Here is a 22,221-nt window from a genome sequence, read left to right on the forward strand (position 1 = left end):
ACGACCCCCTCCCGCCTCGCCCTAACGGGCTCGCCGACCTCCCCCTTGCAGGGGGAGGTGACAAAGACAGCAACATTCGAACAGGGTTTCGTCGGTGCAACCTTCCGTCGCAACTGCAACAAGCCCAACTGCCACCGGCACCGACCAGGCGCCGATCCTCAGCGTGCGCAACATCGAGGTCGTCTACGACGACGTCATCCTGGTGCTGCGCGGCTTAAGCCTCGACGTGCCGAAGAGCGCGATCGTCGCGCTGCTCGGGGCCAACGGCGCCGGCAAGTCAACGACGCTGAAGGCGATCTCCGGCCTGCTCAAGACCGAGGACGGTGAGGTCACGCGCGGCGAGATCATCTTCGATGGCGAGCGCATCGACGGCATCGATCCCGACAAGATCGTCCGCCGCGGTATCTTCCAGGTGATGGAAGGCCGCCGCATCGTCGCCGACATGACCTCGCTGGAGAATTTGCGGCTCGGCGCCTTCACCCGCAACGACCGCAAGGTCGATGCCGACATCGACATGGTATTCAAATATTTCCCGCGCCTGAAGGAGCGCACCGGGCTTGCCGGCTATCTGTCCGGCGGCGAGCAGCAGATGCTCGCGATCGGGCGCGCGCTGATGGCGCGGCCGAAGATGATCCTGATGGACGAACCCTCGATGGGCCTGTCGCCTTTGCTCGTGAAAGAGGTGTTCTCGATCATCCGGGAGATCAACCGCGACCTCGGCGTCACCATCCTGCTGGTCGAGCAGAACGCGCGTGCCGCGCTCTCGGTCGCAAGCCACGGCTACATCATGGAGCAGGGCAAGGTGGTGCTGGAAGGCACCGCGGACGAGCTGCGCGACAACGAGGACGTCAAGGAATTCTACCTCGGCGGCGCCGGCGACCAGCGCAAGAGCTTCAAGAACCTGAAGAGCTTCAAACGGCGGAAGCGGTGGCTGTGAGCACCCGGGGCGGCCATTACGACGGCCTTGAGACCCGCGACCCGGCGGCGCGTGAGGCCGACCTTTTTGCTCGCCTGCCGGAGGTCCTGCGCAAGGCGCTTGCCGCGCCGGCCTATGCGGAGCGGCTTGGGGGCATCGATCCTGCCGGCGTCACCTCGCGCGCCGCCCTGGCACGCCTGCCGGTGCTGCGTAAATCCGAACTGCCGGCGCTGCATCGCGCCGCCCCGCCCTTCGGCGGGCTCACCACAGGGCCTCTGGGCGCGTTTGGGAGGCTTTTTACGTCCCCCGGGCCGATCTTCGAGCCGGAGAGCACCCATGCCGACCCCTGGCGCGGCGCGCGGGCCCTCTACGCGGCCGGGTTCCGGCCCGGCGACGTCGTGCTGAACACGTTCAGCTACCATTTGACCCCCGGCGGCTTCATTTTCGACGGCTCGGCCCGGGCGCTGGGCTGCGCGGTGATCCCGGCCGGCCCCGGGAATACCGAGCAGCAATTCGAGCTGATCGAGGCCTACCGGCCGGTCGGCTACAGCGGCACGCCGGATTTCCTCAAGATCCTGCTGGACGCGGGCGCAGCCACCGGCCGCGACGCCTCGTCGATCAAGCGGGCGGTGGTGTCCGGCGCCGCGTTTCCACCCTCGCTGCAGGCCGAGATCAAGGCGCGCGGCATCGACGCCTATCAGGCTTTCGGCACCGCCGATCTCGGCATCATCGCCTACGAGACCGAAGCGCGCGAGGGGATGATCGTGAACGAGGACCTGATCCTCGAGATCGTGCGGCCCGGCACCGGCGATCCCGTTGCACCAGGCGAGGTCGGCGAGATCGTCGTCACCTCGCTCGACCCCGATCATCCCTGGATCCGGCTTGCGCTCGGCGACCTCACGGCCGCCCTCCCCGGCGTGAGCCCCTGCGGCCGCACCAACCTGCGCATCGCGGGCTGGATGGGCCGCGCCGACCAGACCACCAAGGTCAAGGGCATGTTCGTCCGCCCCGAGCAGATCGCCGAGATCGGCAAGCGCCATCCGGAGCTCGGCCGCCTGCGTCTCGTGGTGACGCGCGCCGGCGAAGCCGATGCGATGACGCTTCGGGCCGAAAGTGGCGCGCCGAGCGAGGCACTGCAAAACGAAATCGGCGCGACCCTGCGCGCGGTGACGAAGCTCGGCGGCGCGGTCGAGCTGGTCGGCGCGGGCGCGCTGCCCAATGACGGCAAGGTGATCGCGGACGAGCGGTGAAAGCATTTGCCTGCGCGACTCTTGTCACTCCCGCGCCAAACATCGGCAGCAGCATGCGCCCCCAGGCCGTTAGCCGCAGGGGAGCCCAGATGTCGTGCCGACCCGTTCATGCCTTTCTGATTCTTTGCGCCGCTATTTTTTCGACCATTGCGCTGTCACTTGACCGGGCGGAGGCCGGAAACATCGTGGTCGGCGTCAACGTCGTCGGCATCCAGCAGATGAACGAGCAGCAGCAGGACGCCCTGATCGCGCAACTGCAAAAGGACGACGTGAAAGTGGTCCGGACCGGCATTGGCGAAGGCTTCAACCGCTTCATCACCAAGGCCCATGCGAGCGGCATCGGCGTGATCGCGATCATCTACCCCACAGCAGGCGCTTCGGGCGCCCACACCCGCCCCGCCGATCCCTCGGTGGGATTGCAATGGGCCCAACCTGCCCTGACTGACGCCGACCCCACGAAATTCAAGGCGTGGCTGACGAGCCAGCTTGCGCCGCTGGAAGCCGCGAATGTACGCCTTGTCGCTTTCGAGCTCGGCAACGAAATCAACGGGCCCTATTTCAACGGCGACTTCCTGCCCGGCCAGGCCTCGGGACGCGTTCTCTCGCTTTCCGATCTCGACAATCCCGGCGACGCGGAAGGTCGCGCCATCGCCGCGAGCTACCAGGCCTATCTTAAGGTGCTGGCAGCGCTGAAGGATGTTCGGGACCACGCGCGAGCCAACGCCGCCACACCCATCATCTCGGCAGGGCTGGCCGATGGCGGGTTACCGGGGAAGAAGCCGGGCCAAAAGCTCGACGGGGTCAGCATCCCCGCGACGCTGGAATTCATGCGACGGCATGGCCTGGACCGGCTCGCCGACGGCTACAGCGTGCACGTCTATCCCGCCGGCGATCCCAAGAGAACGGTCGCGACCCTCGCCGCGATTCTCGACAAGGAGGCCTTTGGCCTCTGCTCGGCGGCCAAGCCGTGTTGGTTGACGGAATGGGGGTTTAACAATCAGGACAAGACATGCCCGGTCGACGAGCGGACGCGAACGCAGCTGATCGGCACCATGCGCGGCGCGCTGGCCGAGTTTGAACGCCAGGGCCGGCTCGCGGGATCGATCTATTTCTCATGGGGCGGTCATCCCGGCGATGCCGGCTCGACCATCTTCCGCTGCGGCGCGCTCACCGACGCCGGCAGGCTGGCGCTGGCTCCGATGTGAGGGCTTGCCGAAGCGCAATGCCTGTCAGGTCGATGCCGGCCGGGGCGTCCAGAAACTTGCGCTCGAGCTGACGCCGAATAACGGCGGCGGCGTGCTCTGCCGATAGGGGTGCGATCGCCTGGAGGCCGCGAGCTGCGGACGAGGCCGCCACTCGAACAACGGAGCGGGCACCGCGCTTCCGAAACGTCATATGCCGACAAGTACCTCGCGCCGGTTCCGATTGTGAGCATGGTCACTGTCACCGGCGGTGACGGCGGCCTTGTTATGCTATGTTCGGGCTTTTCCGGATTTCGACCCATGTTTCGCGCCGCCTCTGCCGTCGTTTTGGCCGCCTTGTCGATGTGGCTTTTCAGCGAACCGGCGTTCGCCGAAAAACGCATCGCGCTGGTGATCGGCAATTCCGCCTATAAAAAGGTGCCGCCGCTTGCCAATCCGGCGAGGGACGCCGACGCGATGTCGGAAATGTTCAAGAACGCCGGCTTCAACGTCGTCGCGGCAAGGCACGATCTCGGGATCGCCGAGCTGCGCCGCGTCTTACGAGACTTTTCCGACGACGCGCGGGACGCCGACGTTGTCATCGTCTACTACGCCGGCCATGGGATGGAAGTCGACGGCATCAACTATCTCATCCCGGTGGATGCTGTCCTCGAACGCGACATTGATGCTTTCGACGAGGCCATGCCGCTCGATCGCGTGCTCACGGTCATCGAGCCGGCCCGGCAGCTCCGGCTTGTCATCCTTGACGCATGCCGCGACAACCCGTTCGGCAAGAACATGAAGCGGACCCTGGCCGCGCGCGCGGTCGGGCGCGGGCTCGCCAAGGTCGAGCCGGTCACTCCGAACACGCTGATCGCCTTCGCTGCCAAGGCGGGCTTCACCGCGACCGATGGCGACGACAAGAACAGTCCGTTCACCGCGGCACTGCTCAAGTACTTGCCGCGGCCCGGACTTGATCTGCGCAAGGCATTCGGCTTCGTGCGCGACGATGTCCTGAAAGTGACCCGCAACCGGCAGGAACCCTTCATCTACGGCTCGCTCGGCGGCGACGACGTCGCGCTCGTGCCGGCATCGCCTGCCGTCGACACCGACAAGGCCGCCAAGGACGATTACGACCTCGCCCGGCAGATCAACGTGATTTCGGCCTGGGATTCCTTTATCGGCAAATACCCTTCCGGCTTCTACAGCGACCTCGCCAGGGCACAGCGCGACAAGCTTGCCGCCGCGAAGGCTGCCGCCGAAGAAGCGGACCGCCTGGCGGCGCGGAAGAAAGCACTGGACGACGCCAAAGCCGCAGAAGCCGAGCGCGCGAGAATCGCAGCGCAGGCAAAGGCCGCCCAGGATGCCAGGATCCTGGCCGAGCAGGCGGCGGCCGAAACGGCCAAGGCAGCCGAAAAGGCAGCCGAAAAAGCGACCGCCAAGGCAAGGATCGAGGAAGCGGCGCGGATCGCCAGAGTCGTGATCGAAAGCAGCGGGATCGGCAAGGAGACGAAGAGCGACGGTCCCGCTGTATCGACGGTTTGCGCGGGCGCATCCACGCGCCTTGAGTCAATGTCGTCCCGGACGGCGCAGGCATTGTCGCAGGCGGAGGAATGCGGACTGTCGTCCCGGGACGTCTTCACGGAATGCCGGAATTGTCCTGACATGGTGGTCGTTCCCGCAGGCGAGGTCGTGATGGGATCGAGCCGCGCTGATATCGACACCGGCCTGGCGGCGGCGAACGAAGGGCCGCAGCACAAGGTGGCCATCAGGCAACCACTTGCGATCGGCCGTTTTGAGGTGACCCGGGATCAGTTTGCCGCCTTTGTGACGAGCTCCGGCTACAAGGCCGGCGACCACTGCTTCACGTTCGAGCAGAACAATCCGCAGGATCGCGCCAACCGTTCCTTCCTCAATCCGGGCTATGTCCAGGAGCGCAATCATCCGGCGGTATGCGTCAGCTGGGACGATGCGAAAGCCTATGTCGCATGGCTGTCGCAGACCACCGGCAAGCCCTATCGGCTGCTCTCGGAGGCCGAGTTCGAATATGCCGCACGGGCGGGCGCCGCCTCGCGCTTTGGCTTCGGCAATGATCCCGGCGAGATCTGCAAATTCGCAAATGGCGCCGATCAGTCGGCAAAGTCAGCGGGTCTGCCCGGCGACGCGTCCTACATGGGCTGCCGCGACGGCTATCCGTTCACGGCTCCCGTCGGATCGCTCGCGCCAAATGCGTTCGGTCTCTACGACATGATCGGCAACGTCTGGGAATGGACCGAGGATTGCTACTATGGCGACTACGCGACGGCGAGGGCCGACGGCGCGGCTCATTTGAATGCCAGCTGCTCGACGCGGACGGTGCGGGGCGGCGACTGGTTCTCCACCGAGGCGGCGCTCCGTCCGGCCGCCCGCGCCAAAGCCAATGCCGATGCGCGCCATGACGACATCGGCTTGCGGGTCGCGCGGACGCTCGGAAACTAGGGCGCATGCAGGAACGCCGGTTTCCCTCGCGAAGGCAGAAACGCCTTGCGCGCCAAGAGCCCGCGCAAGAAGCAACGCGCGATGGCTTCAGATCGTCACCGCGCGTCAGGTCCAGATCAGGTCGAGCATTTGACGACCTTGAACTCCACGCGCCGGTCCAGCGCGTCACTGGCATCGTCCCTGCCCGTCCCGACGATCATCTCGCGCGAGCCCTTTCCGGCTGCGATCAATCGTCCGCGCAGCGAGCGGTCTTCATCCTCGAGCCGGTCCTTGATGTAGTCCGCGCGCAGACCGGACAAGCGGTCGTTGATGGGTGCAAGGCCGGTTGCGCTGGTATGGCCAACCACCTCGAGGCAGCCCTTGTTCGCCGCGGTTCGCTCGGCGATCTTTTCCAGCCAGACGCTGTAGGGCGCCCTGACGCTTGGATCGGTGTTGAACTGGGTCGAACCGGGCTTGAACAGGAATTTTACGGCAAGCCGGTCGCTCTTGAGCCCGTAGTCGATCAGCTTTCCGAACGCCTCCATCGCGGGCTTGGTGCGGCGAAGTCTGTAATTGGCAAGATAGATGCCGTTGAGAACGCGCAATTGCTCGCCGCCGGGCGTCTTCAACGCGCTTTGATAGACGTCGAGCGCGTCGCGATAGCGTCCTGCGTCGTAGGCCTCGATGCCATCGTTGACGAGTGAAGCGACGAGGATGCGGTCGGCATAGGCCTGATCGATGGTGTCGCCGACCTTGCTCCCCTGGCAGCTCTTGATATAGGCATCGGTCGAAACGTCCTTGGCGAATATCGGGCTGTCCGCAAAGAACGCCACCGGCGTCGGGTCGATGCCCTCGGGCAGCGCGCGCGCAACGCCCTTCGAAATGATCGTCTTGCTCTTCAGATCCGCCAGCGCAAGGCAGATGCGATAGGCGTCGCGCGCGCCGCCCGCCACACCGGCATTGTTGATCGCCGTGAATGTGCCGATCAGGACGACCGGGGATTTCGCGACGGTTTCGGACGAAAAGCGCGCCACCTGGAAGCGCGGATAATTGCTCTTGATCAGCTCGACGACCCGCTTCTCCTCGAGATGCGTCGCACTGGATTGTGCGCCGGTGACGCCGTCGATCAGGGGATCGATCACCAGCGTCACCTTGTCGGGCGCGCTCTCGAGGTTGGCTTTCGAGAACAGGTCGTTCGCTGCCTTCAACAGTGCGGCATCAAATGCCACCGGCGCGGGCGGCGGCGCGGCGGCCGGTGGGGCCGTCGGCGAGGTCTGCGCCTGAGCGGCGCTACAAGCCAAGCCGCAGCAGATCAAGACCAGCAAACCCTGAAAATTCCGAAATATATTCATCGGCGTCGTCTCCCCGACAAAAGCATACAAATATACCATCAGGGCAGGGAAACGAAGGTGATCCATTTCACTGTCTGCCGCGACAGACAGCACGCTGCATGCGCAGCGTTCCCGGTCAGGGGCCGGGTTTCGACTACCTGAAGTCGCGGACGAGCCTGATCACCTCGTCCTGCTGCGCGCCCGTGATCTCGGCAAACATCGGCAGCGACAGGATCTGTCCTTGGTCGCGCACCGCGTTTGGAAACTGCTCGGCGCGATGCTTGAAGCGCTCATAGGCCGGAAGCAGCGGCAGGGCCGTGGGATAGTGGATCGCGGTCTGCACGCCATGCGCGTTCAGATGGGCGGCGAGCGCATCGCGGCGCGGATGGCGGATGGTGTAGAGATGATAGACATGGCTGCGGCCTGCCGCCGTCTGCGGCACGACCACGTCCTCGATCTGGTTGAGGCCGGCATCATAGACCTTTGCGGCGGCCTGGCGCGCCTCGGTCCAGGCGGGAAGATGCGGCAGCTTGGCCGATAAAATCGCCGCCTGCAGGCCGTCGAGCCGGCTGTTGATGCCCTCGATCGGATGCTGGTGCTTCACCAGCCCGCCGTGCCGCGCCAGCATGGTCATGTATTCGGCAAGCTGCGCGTCGTTGGTGATGACGGCACCGGCGTCGCCCATCGCGCCGAGATTCTTGCCGGGGTAGAACGAATAGGTCGCGATCGAGCCGAAGGTGCCGACCTGGCGACCCTTGTAGCGCGCCAGGTGCGCCTGCGCGCAATCCTCGATCACCCACAGCTTGTGCTTGTTCGCGATCGCCATGATGGCGTCCATGTCGGCGGGCTGACCGTAGAGATGCACCGGGATGATGCCGACCGTGCGCGGCGTGATCGCAGCTTCGATCGCCGCGGGATCAATGGTGAAGGTCTCCCCATCGGTGTCGCAGAACACCACGGTGGCGCCCGCGTGGGTGATCATCGCCGAGGTGGAGATCCAGGAATGCGCCGTCGTGATCACCTCGTCGCCCGGCTTGACCTTCAGCGCCTTCATGGCGAGGTAGAGCGCATCGGTGCCGTTGGCACAGGATACGCAGTGCCTGGCATCGACGGCTTTCGCGAAGTCGCGTTCGAACGCATCCACATACGCGCCGCGAATGAAGGCGCTGTCGCGGATCACACCGGCGATGGCGGCGTCGATCTCATTCTTGATGGTCTGATATTGAAGGTTGAGATCTGCGAATGGTACGGGCATCAAGCCTTCCTATTTCCGCTTGAGCAGGCGGGCGGGGTTTCCCGCATAGGTGCCGGCTTGCGTGATGTCTTTTGTCACCACGGCGCCCGCGCCGACCACCACATCGTCGGCGATCCTGACCGGCAGGATGGTGGCATTGGAGCCGATCGAGACCCGGTCGCCGATCACGGTCTTGCGCCACAACTCCTTGCGACCCCGCGCCGGACCGCCGTTCGCAAAGGTGTCGTTGATGAACATCACGCCGTGACCGATGAAACAATCCTCGCCGATCGTGACCAGCTCGCAAATGAAAGCATGCGACTGCACACGGGTGCGGGGGCCGATCACGGCTCCGTTCTGGATTTCGGTGAAGGGCCCGACGAAGCAATCGTCGCCAAGCCGGCAGCCATAGAGATTGCAAGGCTCGACCACCTTCACGCGCGCGCCGAAGGCGACGTTGCGGATCCCCGCCTGAAGCCGCTCCGGCGCCGTCACGATACGACACCCAGCCGGCTCAGGCGCGGCGTGAAGCGAAGCGCGACCTCCTGGCCCGTCTCGATCGATTCATAGAGCGCCGAGATCAGTTCCAGGCTCTTGCGGCCTTCGAGGCCATCGACCAGCGCGGAGCGCTGGTTCACCAGGCAGTCAACGACGTGCTGGTAATAGGCCTGATGGCCGAAACCGTAGACGTTCGGCGGGTTGACGGAAAATTTCTCGATCACATCCTTGTCCGACGGCAACTCGTCGACGAAGCGCCAGTGCCGGATCTGGTTGACCGCGAAGCCCGCGATCTCGACCGTGCCCTTCTCGCCGAGGATCGAGAGCGAACCTTCGAGGTCGTTGGGGCGCGTCGCGGTGGTGGCCTCGATGATGCCGAGCGCGCCGTTCTTGAATTTCAGCGTCGCAACCGCGGTGTCCTCGGTCTCGATCCGCACCAGCGCCGTGGTGGCACGCGCATGGACACTGATGACGTCGCCGAAAAACCATTCCAGCATGTCGATATGGTGGCTCGCCTGGTTGGTGAGCACGCCACCGTCATAGGCCCAGGTGCCGCGCCAGCTGTCCTGGTCATAATAGGCCTGATCGCGGCACCAGCGCACGCGCACGGTGCCGAGCACGAGCTTGCCGAAGCGTCCGGCCTCAAGCGCCTCGCGCGCCTTGAGCACGGGAACGTTGAAGCGGTTCTGCTTGACGATGAAGAGTTTGACGCCGGCCTCGTCGCAGGCGCGGATCATGTCGTCGGCGTCCTGCAGCCGCAACGCCATCGGCTTTTCGACCACGACGTGCTTGCCGGCCTTCGCGCAAGCGATGACGTGCTCCGGATGCTGGCCGCTCGGGGTCAATACCGCAACCGCGTCGATGTCCTTGCGAGCAAGAAAATCGTCGATGTCGTGGTGAGCAGGAACGTCGAACTTCGCGGCGATCGCGTCCGCGCGCGTGGGCACGGAATCGCAAACCGCCACAAGCCTCGCACCCTCGACGTGATTGCCGCCGAGCAGATCGGAATGGCGCCTGGCGATGCGCCCGCAACCCAGAAGGCCAAATCTGATCATCGAACTTCCTTTTCGGCGCAGGATCTGCGCGGGGCGATAATGCCCTGAGGCGATTGGCTCCGAGTCTATATTAGCAAAGGTCCCTGCGGATCAAGCCGATTGGGACGCATCAATTTTCACGTCCGATTGGTTTTTTGGGCTCGGCACTTTCACCTTGTTTAAGTTGGCATTGGGTGCTTGGCGCATTTCTGACGTGGTCGACAGCGCGCTGTTCACGCGTCAATGATGAGATCTATGGCTCGCTGCCGATCCAGCTTTTTTGAGACATCGCCCATCGACCAAATTCCCTATGCGGTAAGCAAGGCCGCCAGCGATCATTTTGGAGCGCGCTCTTATACGCAGAAAGAAAAGCCGTACGGAACACGGAACATCCCCAGTAAACGTCCGCCGCAATATCGCTACGACCCGCAACGGTCAGACGATTTCGATTTCAGGAAAGGGGAAGATCATTTTGCCGCCCGCATCGAGGAAAGCTTGCTCTCGCCTGAGAATCCCTTCCTTGAAGTGCCACGGAAGAACCAGGAAATAATCCGGCTTCATGGCACGCGCCTCGGCTTCCGAGATGATCGGAATGTTGCTGCCAGGCGTGAAACGGCCGAATTTATCCGGATTGACCTCGGCGACCGCACAGACTTCCTTCTCGGTGATCCCGCAGAACTGCAACACCACATTTCCCTTGGTCGAAGCGCCGTATCCGACAATTCGCTTGCCGTCGGCAACGAGCGCCCGCAAAAGCCGTTGCAAGTCCTCGCGATGACGATAGACGCGATCCTCGAACTCCCGGTAAGGGCGCGGGGTATGCAGCCCCATTCGGCCTTCCTGTTCGAGCAGCCAGTCTACGACCGTTGGATTGGCCTTCACCGGGCTTTTCTTCTTTGCGGCGCTGACGGCAAAGCTTCCGCCGTTGACCGCGTTCATCTGTACGTCGATGATTTTCAGCTCGGCGGCATCGAGAATCTTTTTGACCACGGACAACGAGTAGAATTCGAGATGCTCATGGCAAATCGTATCGTAAGAAGACATTCGCAACATCGACGGCATGTAGCTCTGTTCGAAATGCCATATGCCGTCGGGTGCCAGGATGCTCTCGACCTCGCGGGCGAATGCGATGGGGTCTTCAAGGTCGTAAAACATCGCAATCGAGGTCACGACCTTGGCGGAGGCTTGCGAGACCCTCCTGAACGCTGCGGCGGAAAAAAAGTCCGTCACCAGCTTCACCTCGTCGGGATAGTAGTCGATGAATTTCTGCCCCGTGGGATCGATGCCGATGCGGGTCAACCCGGTGACGGCATAGGCTTTCAGCGACGTGCAATCGTTGGACCCGATGTCGAGCACGGTGTCGCCGGGCTGGAGCTCGGCTTTGCGCGACAACTGTCCGATCTTCCGGGTCAGGTGGTCGACCATCGACTGGTTCAGCCCGGAGCGGTAGCCGTAGTTTTCACCATAGAGGTCCTGCGCCTCATAGGAGTGGGCGAGCTGCAATAGCCCGGAATCCGGACACCAAACCAGTTCGAGCGGACCCGAGGTGATGTTCTCGTCGCGTGATTTCGGAAATACGCCGGTAAGCCGCTGAACCCCGAGATTAAGGACCGACACGAGGTTCTCACTGCCGCTTATTCTGCAGCGATCAATCGGCTTATAGCCCGGCTTTCCCGAATTCATCTGTTTGACCGTCCCCTCGAGTGACGCAACGGCGATCGACGGCCCCCCAGCGCACTCCAATGGTACCCATGACCGGCCTGCCGAAACGGCCTTTTACAGAGCTTTCAAGCGTTTAACCATGGGATTATTGAACCCGTTTCGCTTGAATACTGGCCTCGGTTTTGCCACCACCTGTTGGGCCTCGCAGAGCCCTTGCATTCGCCTGTCAGCTACGCTTTGGATAGCCTCTAAGCGAGCCTCGGGCGGTAGCCACGGCTCGCCGAATCCTGCTTTGCACAGTGTCTAACCACGTTCACTTCAGGCCGCCATTTATGACCCGGAAGGCAATCGTCGTCGGTAGCGCTGGACAGGACGGACAATTGTTGTCTGCGCAGCTCAGGCGCCGGGGGTTCGAGGTGTTAGGTTGCGTCCGTCCCTCCGAAACAGCGACCAGCAGCAGCAACCAAACGACGATCGACATCTGCGCGGGCGACCCGGTCGCCGCGCTGGTGAAGGGCTTCCGGCCAGACGAGATCTATTTTCTGGCAGCCTACCACCACTCGGCCGAAGAAGGCGGCTACGTTTTCGCTGAAATCTTGCGTCGAAGCCTCGATGTCCACAGCGTTGCGCTCGTCAACTTCCTCGACGCGGCTGCTCTTCATGCGCCAGCCGCGCGACTGTTCTACGCGGCATCATCGCATGTCTTCGGACGTCCCGCCGATGGGGTGCAGGACGAGCGGACGCCGATCAATCCGGTCAGCGCCTACGGAATTTCCAAGGCGGCAGGATTGTTCGCCTGCCGCCACTACCGCGAGACGCACGGGCTGTTCGCCTCGGTGGGCATCCTCTACAATCACGAGTCGGAATTGCGCGCCGAGAAGTTTCTGTCGCGCAAGATCGCCCGCGGGGTGGCCGCGGTCCTGCACGGCGAGGCCAAGGGCCTGACGCTGGGGAACCTTGACACCGTCGTAGACTGGGGATACGCGCCGGACTATACGGAGGCCATGCAAAAAATCCTCGAGGCCGCCTCGCCCGGAGACTTCGTGATTGCCAGCGGCAAGCCGCACACCGTGCGGGATTTCGCCCGGATTGCATTCGAGAGCGTGGGGCTCAACTATGCCGACCATGTCAAGTCCGATCCTTCGATCGTCAACCGCGATGCCGGTCTTCTCGTAGGAGACCCGACCCTTCTGACAACGACGACGGGATGGCGCCCGACCGTGGATTTTTCCGAAATGGTCCGCCGTCTGGTTGCGCATGAGATATCCGCCAAGGATGCCCCGGATCGCGCCGCCAACCTTTCCAAGGCCAGCAGATGACCGGAATTTCGCGATAGATCGAATTCAGATTCGCGCGCCAGAGCTCGTTGGTGTGAATGACCGGAATGACGACCTCGATCGCGTCGGACGGATCGCGCGCGAAGCGATCCTCGAACGGGCGTTGAGTATAGTATTCTTCAAAAATAGACGCCGTCATTGGCCAATCTTGAGTACGGTTTCCGCAACGCGTTCGATCTGCTCGGTGCTCATGTTCGAGCCGGACGGCAGGCAGATCCCGCGGTTGAACAGGTCCTCCGAAACGGATTGGTTGCCGTGCGGAAAATAAGCGCACTGCGCGAATACCGGCTGCAGCTGCATCGGCTTCCAGACCGGACGCGCCTCGATGAATTCTGCCGAGAGCCGCTGGATCATGGCGGCGGCGTCGATCCTTGAATCGCGCGCGATGGTGCAGGCCGAGATCCAGTGCGTGGAAAAGCTCCAGTCGGGCTCCGGCATCATCTCGAGCCATGCGACGCCGGCGAACGCGGCGCAGTAGCGCCGATAGACTTCGCGGCGCGCCTCGACGCGCTGTTCCAGCACCTTCAGCTGGCCGCGGCCGACGCCAGCCAGGATGTTGCTCATGCGGTAGTTGTAGCCGATCGTGCTGTGCTGGTAGTGCGGCGCCGGATCGCGCGCCTGTGTGGCCAGGAAACGCGCGCGATCGGCGAACGCCTTCTCCTCGGTGACCAGCATGCCGCCGCCGGAGGTGGTGATGATCTTGTTGCCGTTGAACGAATAGATCCCGATGCGCCCGAACGTGCCGGAAGCCCTGCCCTTGTATTTCGCGCCGAGCGACTCGGCGGCGTCCTCGACCAGCGTCACGCCGTAACGCTCGCAGAGTGCGGCAATCGGATCCATGTCGGCGCTCTGGCCGTACAGATTGACCACGATGACTGCTTTCGGCAGCTTTCCCTTCCGGCGCGCGTCCTCCAGCGCGCGCTCGAGCGCGGCCGGCGACATGTTCCAGCTTTCCGGCTCGGAATCGATCAGCACAGGTTCGCCACCCTGATAGGCGATCGGATTGACGCTTGCCGCGAACGTCAGCGACGAACAGAACACGACATCGCCCGGACCGACGTCCAGGAGCACCAGCGCCAGGTGGATCGCCGCCGTGCCGGAGCTGAGCGCCACCGCATGCCCGGCGCCGACCATTTCGGCGAGCTCGTGCTCGAACGCGTCGACATTCGGACCCAGCGGGGCGATCCAGTTGGTCCGAAACGCCTCGTCGACGAAATCCCGCTCGGCATCTCCCATGTGCGGGGTCGAGAGCAGGATCTGGTCGTCGATGCCGCGGCGCTCGACCAGATCGACTACCCTTCCGGACCCATCCACCACCGGAAGATGGTCGATGGTGTGCTTCTGCATCAGTTCCAGCGCGTCCCGCCGGGTCCGGTTTTCCGGCACGACGATCGAGCGCCGTTCCGAGATGATGGCGAGCGTCTGGTCCAGCGAAGCGCCCTCGAGCAGCAGCCGGCGCAGGTCGCCGTCGGTCACCGTGCGTTCGAACTGGCGATTGCCGCTGACGAGCAGAATGACACCGAGACCGCCGCGATCGAGCATGTCGAGGGCGTCCCGCAGGGTGGATTGGCGTGTGATGCAGATTCCCGAAATATCCAAGCGACAATCCCTCAGCGAATTTTGCGGGCGGGCACACCCGCATAGATCATTCCGGGCGGTACGTCGACGGTAACGGCGGCGCCGGCGCCGATCGTCGCGCCATCACCAATCGTGATGCCGGGAAGTATATTCGCTCCCGCGCCAATGAAAACCCGCGATCCGAGCCGCACATTGCCGGCCAGCGTTGCAACCGGCGCAATATGGCAGTGGTCGCCGACCACGCATTCATGATCGACGACCGCGCCGTGGTTGACGATCCCCCCTTCGCCGACCGAGGCGGCCGGCGCAATGACGGCGCGGGCGGCCACGAACGTCCCCGCTCCGATCGTGGCACTCCGCGCGATCATCGCCGCCGGATGGATGATGGTTGATGGCAAGCCGCCGCCCGCCTTCAGCGCCTCGAATATCCTGGCCCGGACGTCATTGCGGCCGATTGATACGTGAAAGCGCTGTCCCGTCATGTTCATGGCGGGATCGAAGCGCTGCACGGTCAGCCCCAGGACGTTCTTGCCAATCTGGCTCGGTGACTCGTCGACCACGCTGACCTGCGCCTGCGTTCCGCTCGACTGCAGCGCGTCCAGCACCACCATGCCGTGGCCGCCGGCGCCGACCAGGAGAAATTGCTCAATAGGCATTGGTTTTTGCCATTGAAGCGCCGGCAAGATCGATGCCGGCGAGCAAGGCGACGATGCGTTCGCCGGCGCGGCCGTCGCCATAGACGTTGGTGCCGTCAAACCGCGCCGATGCCAGCGCGGTCGCGATCGTCCGATCGAGGTCGACGCGATTGGTCGAGCAGTCGAAGACATTGGCGTTGCGCTGACGCAAATTCTGCCGCGACCCGACATTGACGACCGGCGTCCCAAAACTCGCGGCTTCGATGATCCCGCTGCTGGAATTGCCTGCCAGCAGCTCCGCTGCGGCCACCCACGACAGGAACTCAACCCGCGGCAAATGAGTGACGAGATGGATCTCGCCCGCGGCCGCGCGCGCCTCCAGCATCCGTCTCACCTCGGCGCTTCCCGCATCGGAATTGGGCATGAGCGCGACGACCTGAAGCCCCTTGGCGCGCATCGCATCGACAATGTTCCTGGCGTCATCCTCCGATCGATCGGCCTCCTGCAGCACGGGGTGATAGACGAACAGGCCGAGCGGCCGACTCGAATCGAAACCGATACTGCGGCAAAGGTCTTCACGGCGTGCGAGCGCCACATTGGCAAGGCCGTCCAGTCCCGGCGCGCCGACCACGAAAACCCGGTCTGCGGCCTCACCCATGCGGATCAGCCGCTCCCTGCTCTCGTCGGTCGCCACGAAATGAAAATGCGCAAGCTTCGAGATCGCATGCCGCACCGGCTCGTCGACGGTGCCCGACCGCTCGCCGCCATGGATGTGGGCAACCGGAATGTTGAGATGGATCGCGGCAAGCGCGCCGGCCAGCATTTCGCCCCGGTCCCCCAGCGCGACAACGATGTCCGGCCGGATCGCCTCGAGGGCATCGACGAACCCGATCAGCATCCGCCCGACATTTTTGGCCATCAGCGCGCCCGATGGCGGGCCGTCCTCGACCGCGACACGCGCGGCGATCGGCAGGCCGGCTTCCTCGATCTGCGCGACGGTGCGGCCATAGTCGGCCTGCAGGTGCATGCCGGTGACCACGACCGCGAGCTCGAGCGCGTCCGACTCGTGGATGCGCTGCAGGGTCGACTGCATCAGGCCGAAATCAGCGCGGGTACCTGAGATGTAGCAGACTCTGCGCGGGCTCATGCAAGGTCCGACCAGGTCAGTGTGGCGCCCGCGGCGATCGCGCGCGCCGATTTCCTGCCGATCACCCGTTCGAGGTCGGCAGGCGCAATCCCGGTCCCTGGCCGCATCAGGGCGACATCCTCTCGTGCGATCGGTGCGCCCGCTTCAAGCGCACGAACGGTCGTGACGCTGCGCCGCACCAGGTCGCGCACCGGCAGTTCGGACGGGGTCGGCGCCTTGATGTCCGAGCCGAGCGCTTCTTCGACGTCGCGGATCTGCCGCACCAATGCCGCAAGCTGGTCCGGCTCGAGCGAAGCCTTGTGGTCGGGACCGGGCAGGTTGCGGTCGAGCGTGAAATGTTTCTCGATGACGGTAGCGCCAAGCGCCACCGCGCCGGTGGAAACCGCAAGGCCCATCGTATGGTCGGAATAGCCCACCGGCAGGCCCGTCGCGCGCGCCATCGTGCTCATGGCGCGCAGATTGACGTCGGTATTGTCGGCGGGATAGTTCGACGTGCAGTGCAGGATCGTCACTTTGTCGGCCAGCGGCTCGGCGAACCGTCGCGCGGCCCGCTCGGCGCGGATGACATCGACAGCGGCAACGACCTCGCCCAGTTCGGCCATTCCCGTCGACATGATCAGCGGCAATCCCTTGGAGGCCATGTGCCGCAACAGCGGCACGTTGGTGATCTCGCCGGAGGGCACCTTGATGCGCCTGATGCCGAGCTTGACCAGGAAATCGAGCGCCTCCTCGTCGAAGGCGGTCGACATGAACTCGATTCCGAGCCTCTCGCATTGCGCGAACAATCGCGCGTGGAGCTGCTCGGACATCTCGAGCGACTTGAGCATGCTGTGCTGGTCGCCGTCGCCGGTCGCCTTTTTCTGATATTCGGCCTTCGCCGCGCCCTTGCGCGTCAGCTTGTCGGCGGAGAAGGTCTGGAATTTCACCGCGTCGGCGCCGCTCCGCGCGGCTGCCTCGACCAGCGCCAAGGCCTTCGCTTCGTCGCCGTTATGGTTGACGCCGGCCTCGGCGATGATGAACGTCTTCATGGCGATTTGCCGTAGTGTCGAGCCAGCGCCTCGGCGGCGATCCAGTCCGCCTCGGTGTCGATATCGATTGCCTCGCAGGGCTGATCGCAGAGCACGCCGACAGTCCGTGGCGGAAAAAAGGTGCGCTCCGCTTCTAGCACGGAACATCTGACCAGGTACATGTTGCCGGCGACATGGACGGCGGGCGGCAGGTCCTGCGACCGCAGCTCGGTCCCTCGCGCATCGACAAACGGCGCCAGCCTGCCGCCCTGCTCCCAATGGAAGACGTGGAAGGGGTGAGGATGCGCCGGAGCGACGCCGATGACGGCATCGCAACCGCCGCGATCGAAATGCGCGTAGGCCTCGTGCCAGCGCGACGGTTCGCGCACCGGCGAGGTCGGTTGGAGCAGCGCGACGAGATCGTAGGATCGTCCGTCCTGCCGCTCGCGCGCCAGGATGTCGATCACCACGTCCGCCGACGTCGCCGTGTCAGAGGCCAACGGGTCAGGCCGCAGATAGGGAATGTCGATGCCTTCCGACCGGGCAACCGCTGCGATCTCCTCCGAATCGGTGGAGACCACGATCCGCTCGAAGCGGCCGAGCGCCCTGGCGAACCGGATCGACCAGGCGATCAGGGGAGCGCCGAGAAAGTTCCTCACATTCTTGCCGGGCAGGCGCTTCGAACCGCCGCGAGCCGGGATGACAGCGAGCGTTTTCACGGAATGAACCACGCTATTGCGAGAGGAACTCTTTCAGCATGCCGAGTCCGACCGTGCCGCTGCGTTCGGGATGGAACTGGGTCGCGGTCACATTGTCCCGCTTCACCATCGCGCTGACGCGATGGCCGCCATAGTCGCAATCGGCGAGCCGGTCGCCGGCCTGCGCCGGCTGCGCGGCAAACGAGTGGACGAAATAGACGGCAGGTCCCTGCGCGCCGAAGGGCCGCAGCAGCGTGTCGCCCCACGGCCGGCCGGCTTCCGGCTCGATCAGGTGATTCCAGCCGATATGCGGGACGCGCTGCGGCGTGCCGTTCGTCGTGGTGCCCGGCACCATCCGCACCCGCCCGGGCAGGATGCCGAGGCCCGGCGTCTCGCCAAACTCCTCGCTCGCGTCGAACAGGATCTGCATGCCGACGCAGATGCCGAGCATGGGACGTCCCGAGCGCACGAATTGGCGGATCGCGTCGCCGAGACCGAGGTCGTTCACGGCGCGCATGCATTCGGAAAAGGCGCCCACCCCCGGCACCACCAGCCGCTCCGCGGCGACGGCTTCCTTCGCGTCCTCGGTGACGATCACGTCAGCACCGGCATGCTCGAGCGCGCGCGCGACATTGAGCATGTTGCACATGCCGTAGTCGAGCAAGGTGACCTTCCGTGTCGTCACTGGATATGCCTCACGGACAGCCCGGCCTTGAGGGCCGCGGCGCGGATGTCGCTGATTTCGAGCCGATTATAGTGCAATACGTCGGCCATCGAAACGCCGTCGGCGCGACCCTGTTGTGCGGCCTGCAGGAAGTCCTCGATCGAGCCCATGCCGCCACTGGCGATCACCGGCACCGTGACGCCAGCGCTGACGCGGCCGATCAGCTCGATGTCGTAGCCCTTGCGGGTGCCTTCCCGGTCGACGGAGGTCAAAAGGATCTCCCCCGCCCCCATCTCGACACCGCGCCGGACCCATTCCAGCACGTCCAGCCCGGTCCGTTCGCGGCCGTTGTCGGTATAGGCCTCCCATTTGCCTGGCGCGACCTGCTTGGCCTCGATCGACAGCACCATCGCCTGGGAGCCGAAATGCCGCGCGACCTCCGTAATGAGCTCCGGACGGGCAATGGCGGCCGTATTGATGGCAACCTTGTCGGCGCCCGAGCGCAGGATATGCCGGGCGTCGTCCACCGAGCGGATGCCGCCGCCGACGGTGATCGGAATGAAGACCTGATCGGCGGCACGCCGGATGATGTCGCTCAGATTGTTGCGCCCGTAGAGGCTGGCGACGATGTCCATGTAGACCAGCTCGTCGGCGCCGGCCCGATAGTATTTCAGCGCGAATTCCTGCGGGTCTCCGATCACGCGAAGCCCCTCGAGCTGGACGCCCTTGATGAGGTTCTTTCCCTTGATGTCGAGCCGGGGAATGATTCTGAGGTTGCTCACGCGATCACGTGCCGGATTTTTCGGGACCTATTCGTCATAGACGGCGTGGCGCAGCTGCCAGCCATTGCCGAGCCACTTCCACAGATGGGGTGAGCGGAAATTGTCGGCGAGCCGGTGGAAATACTGCTCGGTCATAACAGGTTCTTCGAACATCCTGCTCGCCTCCGGAAACTCCTTCGCCGGAATGCTCAGATAGCGGAAGATCTCCTCGGCAAAGCGCGAGGGATATTCATGATCGAAGCGCTTGACCAGCGCGACGCCCTCGTCACGGTCGATATCGCCCGAACGGATTTCCTGCGAGGCGTCGTAGCTGGCGCGCCCGATGCCGAACTTCACGCCGGTCGTGTAGTAGTGGAAGTCGTCGATGCGATCATCGATGCTGTTGTACTTGCTGTAGGTCCCCGAGGTGCGCTCCGGCGACGCCTGGAAGCCGCCATGCTCGACGGCGTAATAGTAGCAGCTCTGCGGATGCCATTTCAGGTAATAGCCGAGGTAATGCACCTCGACCTTCTGGCGTTCGATCTCGTTCGGGTCGGCCGGCAGATAGGGCAACAAGTCCTGATGCTCGACGCCGAACTGGCCCTTCAGATCCGCAACCGAAACGCCGCCGAGATAGATCTTCGATTGATCGCCCGCCGTGAAATAGGACCAGTCGCGCTTGGCTGTCTCGGTATCGCCGATCGGATTGCCGTATTCCGCTTCGTTCTCGCCGTAGATCACGAGCGGGATCTTGTGCAAGAGCGCCATCTTCGGCGCGAGCGACTTCTGGCCGAACATGAAGGCCTGGAACGGGTGGAACAAAAGATCGACCGCAAGCCGCGTCAGCAGCCGGTGCACGCGGCCGTTCGGGGTCATCAGCAGATTGTCGTGGCCGGCATGGATCCAGGCCTGGAAGTTCTTCCAGCCCCAATCCGTGTAGATGTGCGGCGCCCAGGTGACGGTCAGCGGATGCATGCCGTATTTGGTGCGCAGGATGTGCGAGGCGTAGAAGCTGTCCTTGCCGCCCGACCCCGGCACGATGCAGTCATAGTTGCCGTTGCGGCTGCGGTGCTGGTCGAGCAGGTCGCGCAGCTTCCGCTCGCGCTCCTCCCAGTCGATGCTGCCGTTCTTCTTCTCGGCGAAGCGGCAGGCGTCGCAGATTCCCTCGGCATCGAAATTGATGGTCTTCTTCTTGCTCTCCTTGGTGTGCTCGTACTCGACCGCCGAGTTCGGGCGCTGGTTGGAGATCACGCAGCGCTTGCAGTACACGACCTTTTTCGGAAGACCGTATTTGGTGGTCAGATTGACCGCGTCCGGCGCAAATTGCGATTTGTCGACATCACGCGGGGCGGGAATCCTGTCCATAGAAGCCTCTGATTCTCGAACGCCGAGCGGTCCGGCTGCCGGAAAACGACCGGCCGACCGCCAGCGCCACCGATTTGGGGTGTCGGCCGCCTTTTAGGCCATTGGGGGTGGAAAAACCAATAGATATTGCAGAGCAATATCCGGGCCTTCGAGGGGCATTCGGCCCCGCCCGCGGGGCTAGGGATGGGCGCCGGATGCGCGTGTTTCGCCTGGTTTTTCGTGTTCCCCCGCCCGCGCCAGCACCCGCTTGTAGAGCGCGAGCAGTTTCATGCTGTTCCGTTCCGGCAGAAAGTTCGAAACGGCCAATTCATGGGCAGCCGCGCCCATCTGCGCGGCACGACCGCGGTCGGCGGCGAGCACCGCGATCGCGTCGGCCAGGGCGCCCGCATCGCGCGGCGGCACGGCAAGCCCGGTCACCCCGTCCAGCAGCGTGTCGGACGTAGGCTTCCTGACCGCGACGATGCTCGGAATCCTGAGGAACGCCGCCTCGAAGATCGGCCGTCCCGGCGCGTCGTAGTGCGAGGGGAAGCACAGGACGTCCATGCAGGCATAGGCCTGCGCGACATCGGCGGTGAAGCCCGCCATGTGAACCCGGTCCTCGAGCCCGTATTCGGCGATCTTCGCCCTCACCTCGCTGCCAACGTCCTGACCCAGCTTCAGGCGGTTGAGAAGGCGCGACCACAGCGTGCCGGAACGCCCGGCATCGCCGCCGACGATGATGAATTCGGCGTCGACGCCCTGCTCCCGCGTCAGGCGCGCCGCCTCGATCAGCTCGAATATGCCTTTGACCCGCAGCAGATTGCCGACAAAGCCGACCTTGAACGATCCGGGCTTGAGGCTGAGCCGATCGACAAAGCGCCCGTCCGCGTCTTTTGGGGCGGCAAGCGAGAACGAGTTATGAATGACGTCGACGGCAAGCTCGGGCGGCAGGCTGCCGCGGACAGTCTCGTCGATGGCGATGACCGCATCCGCCTTGTCGCGCAGCAGCGAATTGATCCAGCGGGTTCGCTGCGAGCCGGCATCGTTGCGGACGACCGAACGCACGTGCACGACGACCGGGGCCTTGAACAGGCGCCGCGCGATCAGCCAGGGCACGACACCCGTGATCTCGTTGACGTGAATGAGATCGACGCTGTTCCAACGCCTGTGCGCGCGATGAAGCACCATGAGCGTGGCCGGCAGGAATGCCAGCTCGCGCAGCGCGACCAGCCAGCGCAACCCGCGATAATAGCTGTAGCGGGTGTTGTCGAACTGGCTCATCCCCCATGTGTCGAGCACTTCGCCAATCCTGGCGAAGAAATCATGGACGCTGCCGCGTGGCGCGACGAAGAGCGACTGGACCTCGCCTTCGGGAAGCGCCCGCACCGCCTCGTAAAGGCTGCGACAGCCGCCGGCAAAGGCGCCCGTCATGTGGATGTACAGAACTCTCATGCCCGGTTCATCGCGGTCGCCGCGTCTGAGGCCTG

The 22,221-nt window shown here is 64.1% G+C and carries 19 protein-coding genes; 5 read left to right on the forward strand and 14 right to left on the reverse strand.

What is annotated here, in order from left to right; genetic code table 11:
* Positions 1-94 precede the first annotated feature (94 nt).
* The 4 genes from QOU61_RS26790 to QOU61_RS26805 all read left to right on the forward strand — a co-directional run bounded on the left by QOU61_RS26790 (position 95) and on the right by QOU61_RS26805 (position 5,825).
* A complete protein-coding gene (locus QOU61_RS26790) occupies positions 95-937 on the forward strand; it encodes an ABC transporter ATP-binding protein (RefSeq protein WP_289654217.1) in 843 nt (280 codons plus the stop codon).
* Positions 934-2,166, forward strand: a complete 1,233-nt coding sequence (locus QOU61_RS26795; RefSeq protein ID WP_289661779.1) for a phenylacetate--CoA ligase family protein — start codon at positions 934-936, stop codon at positions 2,164-2,166. The genes QOU61_RS26790 and QOU61_RS26795 overlap by 4 nt, the downstream gene beginning before the upstream one ends.
* Before the next feature lie 89 nt (positions 2,167-2,255).
* Positions 2,256-3,371 (forward strand): hypothetical protein, encoded by a 1,116-nt coding sequence (locus QOU61_RS26800; RefSeq protein ID WP_289654218.1) that lies wholly within the window; start codon positions 2,256-2,258, stop codon positions 3,369-3,371.
* A 297-nt stretch (positions 3,372-3,668) separates the two neighbouring features.
* Positions 3,669-5,825 carry an SUMF1/EgtB/PvdO family nonheme iron enzyme gene (locus QOU61_RS26805; protein WP_289654219.1) on the forward strand — a complete coding sequence of 719 codons (2,157 nt, stop codon included), beginning with the start codon at positions 3,669-3,671 and terminating at the stop codon, positions 5,823-5,825.
* A gap of 116 nt (positions 5,826-5,941) precedes the next feature.
* Here the strand turns inward: QOU61_RS26805 and QOU61_RS26810 are convergent, their stop codons facing one another.
* The 5 genes from QOU61_RS26810 to QOU61_RS26830 all read right to left on the reverse strand — a co-directional run bounded on the left by QOU61_RS26810 (position 5,942) and on the right by QOU61_RS26830 (position 11,518).
* Complete coding sequence (locus QOU61_RS26810; RefSeq protein ID WP_289654220.1) at positions 5,942-7,156, reverse strand: OmpA family protein; 1,215 nt, start codon at positions 7,154-7,156, stop codon at positions 5,942-5,944.
* A gap of 133 nt (positions 7,157-7,289) precedes the next feature.
* Complete coding sequence (locus QOU61_RS26815) at positions 7,290-8,390, reverse strand: DegT/DnrJ/EryC1/StrS family aminotransferase (protein WP_289654221.1); 1,101 nt, start codon at positions 8,388-8,390, stop codon at positions 7,290-7,292.
* A gap of 9 nt (positions 8,391-8,399) precedes the next feature.
* A complete protein-coding gene (locus QOU61_RS26820) occupies positions 8,400-8,864 on the reverse strand; it encodes an acyltransferase (RefSeq protein WP_289654222.1) in 465 nt (154 codons plus the stop codon).
* Positions 8,861-9,922, reverse strand: a complete 1,062-nt coding sequence (locus tag QOU61_RS26825) for a Gfo/Idh/MocA family protein (RefSeq protein ID WP_289654223.1) — start codon at positions 9,920-9,922, stop codon at positions 8,861-8,863. Before QOU61_RS26825 ends, QOU61_RS26820 begins: the two co-directional genes overlap by 4 nt.
* Before the next feature lie 414 nt (positions 9,923-10,336).
* The gene (locus QOU61_RS26830; RefSeq protein WP_289654224.1) at positions 10,337-11,518 is read right to left on the reverse strand and encodes a class I SAM-dependent methyltransferase; all 1,182 of its coding nucleotides are present in this window, start codon (positions 11,516-11,518) and stop codon (positions 10,337-10,339) included.
* A 377-nt stretch (positions 11,519-11,895) separates the two neighbouring features.
* Between QOU61_RS26830 and QOU61_RS26835 the strand changes: the two genes are divergently transcribed.
* On the forward strand, positions 11,896-12,882 hold the full coding sequence (locus tag QOU61_RS26835) for a GDP-mannose 4,6-dehydratase (protein WP_289654225.1): 987 nt from the start codon (positions 11,896-11,898) through the stop codon (positions 12,880-12,882).
* 153 nt (positions 12,883-13,035) lie between these two features.
* Here QOU61_RS26835 and QOU61_RS26840 read toward each other — a convergent pair whose 3' ends face one another.
* The 9 genes from QOU61_RS26840 to QOU61_RS26880 form a co-directional block, all read right to left on the reverse strand.
* Positions 13,036-14,499, reverse strand: coding sequence for an aminotransferase class I/II-fold pyridoxal phosphate-dependent enzyme (locus QOU61_RS26840; RefSeq protein WP_289654226.1), 1,464 nt, complete (start codon positions 14,497-14,499; stop codon positions 13,036-13,038).
* Between the two features lie 11 nt (positions 14,500-14,510).
* Positions 14,511-15,215 (reverse strand): acetyltransferase, encoded by a 705-nt coding sequence (locus QOU61_RS26845; protein WP_289654227.1) that lies wholly within the window; start codon positions 15,213-15,215, stop codon positions 14,511-14,513.
* Positions 15,124-16,260, reverse strand: a complete 1,137-nt coding sequence (gene neuC, locus QOU61_RS26850; RefSeq protein ID WP_289654228.1) for a UDP-N-acetylglucosamine 2-epimerase — start codon at positions 16,258-16,260, stop codon at positions 15,124-15,126. Before neuC ends, QOU61_RS26845 begins: the two co-directional genes overlap by 92 nt.
* Positions 16,257-17,288, reverse strand: coding sequence for an N-acetylneuraminate synthase (neuB, locus tag QOU61_RS26855; protein ID WP_289654229.1), 1,032 nt, complete (start codon positions 17,286-17,288; stop codon positions 16,257-16,259). Before neuB ends, neuC begins: the two co-directional genes overlap by 4 nt.
* The gene (locus QOU61_RS26860) at positions 17,285-17,986 is read right to left on the reverse strand and encodes an acylneuraminate cytidylyltransferase family protein (RefSeq protein WP_289654230.1); all 702 of its coding nucleotides are present in this window, start codon (positions 17,984-17,986) and stop codon (positions 17,285-17,287) included. Before QOU61_RS26860 ends, neuB begins: the two co-directional genes overlap by 4 nt.
* 13 nt (positions 17,987-17,999) lie before the next feature.
* Positions 18,000-18,650, reverse strand: a complete 651-nt coding sequence (gene hisH / locus QOU61_RS26865; protein WP_289654231.1) for an imidazole glycerol phosphate synthase subunit HisH — start codon at positions 18,648-18,650, stop codon at positions 18,000-18,002.
* Positions 18,647-19,411 carry an imidazole glycerol phosphate synthase subunit HisF gene (gene hisF, locus QOU61_RS26870; RefSeq protein WP_289654232.1) on the reverse strand — a complete coding sequence of 255 codons (765 nt, stop codon included), beginning with the start codon at positions 19,409-19,411 and terminating at the stop codon, positions 18,647-18,649. The genes hisH and hisF overlap by 4 nt, the downstream gene beginning before the upstream one ends.
* A gap of 27 nt (positions 19,412-19,438) precedes the next feature.
* Entirely contained in the window at positions 19,439-20,755 is a 1,317-nt protein-coding gene (locus QOU61_RS26875) for an N-acetyl sugar amidotransferase (RefSeq protein ID WP_289654233.1), read from the reverse strand.
* A gap of 177 nt (positions 20,756-20,932) precedes the next feature.
* Complete coding sequence (locus QOU61_RS26880; RefSeq protein ID WP_289654234.1) at positions 20,933-22,186, reverse strand: glycosyltransferase family 4 protein; 1,254 nt, start codon at positions 22,184-22,186, stop codon at positions 20,933-20,935.
* Positions 22,187-22,221: the final 35 nt, after the last annotated feature.

It is taken from the genome of Bradyrhizobium sp. NP1 (assembly GCF_030378205.1).
GTDB lineage: Bacteria > Pseudomonadota > Alphaproteobacteria > Rhizobiales > Xanthobacteraceae > Bradyrhizobium.

Bases quoted from the DNA above. Each gene is read 5' to 3' on its own strand.
- QOU61_RS26835 (WP_289654225.1), top strand. From the start codon at position 11,896: ATGACCCGGAAGGCAATCGTCGTCGGTAGCGCTGGACAGGACGGACAA.
- QOU61_RS26825 (WP_289654223.1), bottom strand. From the start codon at position 9,922: ATGATCAGATTTGGCCTTCTGGGTTGCGGGCGCATCGCCAGGCGCCAT.
- QOU61_RS26845 (WP_289654227.1), bottom strand. From the start codon at position 15,215: ATGGCGACGGCCGCGCCGGCGAACGCATCGTCGCCTTGCTCGCCGGCA.
- QOU61_RS26800 (WP_289654218.1), top strand. From the start codon at position 2,256: ATGTCGTGCCGACCCGTTCATGCCTTTCTGATTCTTTGCGCCGCTATT.
- neuC (WP_289654228.1), bottom strand. From the start codon at position 16,260: ATGAGCCCGCGCAGAGTCTGCTACATCTCAGGTACCCGCGCTGATTTC.
- neuB (WP_289654229.1), bottom strand. From the start codon at position 17,288: ATGAAGACGTTCATCATCGCCGAGGCCGGCGTCAACCATAACGGCGAC.
- QOU61_RS26875 (WP_289654233.1), bottom strand. From the start codon at position 20,755: ATGGACAGGATTCCCGCCCCGCGTGATGTCGACAAATCGCAATTTGCG.
- QOU61_RS26810 (WP_289654220.1), bottom strand. From the start codon at position 7,156: ATGAATATATTTCGGAATTTTCAGGGTTTGCTGGTCTTGATCTGCTGC.
- QOU61_RS26805 (WP_289654219.1), top strand. From the start codon at position 3,669: ATGTTTCGCGCCGCCTCTGCCGTCGTTTTGGCCGCCTTGTCGATGTGG.
- QOU61_RS26815 (WP_289654221.1), bottom strand. From the start codon at position 8,390: ATGCCCGTACCATTCGCAGATCTCAACCTTCAATATCAGACCATCAAG.
- QOU61_RS26880 (WP_289654234.1), bottom strand. From the start codon at position 22,186: ATGAGAGTTCTGTACATCCACATGACGGGCGCCTTTGCCGGCGGCTGT.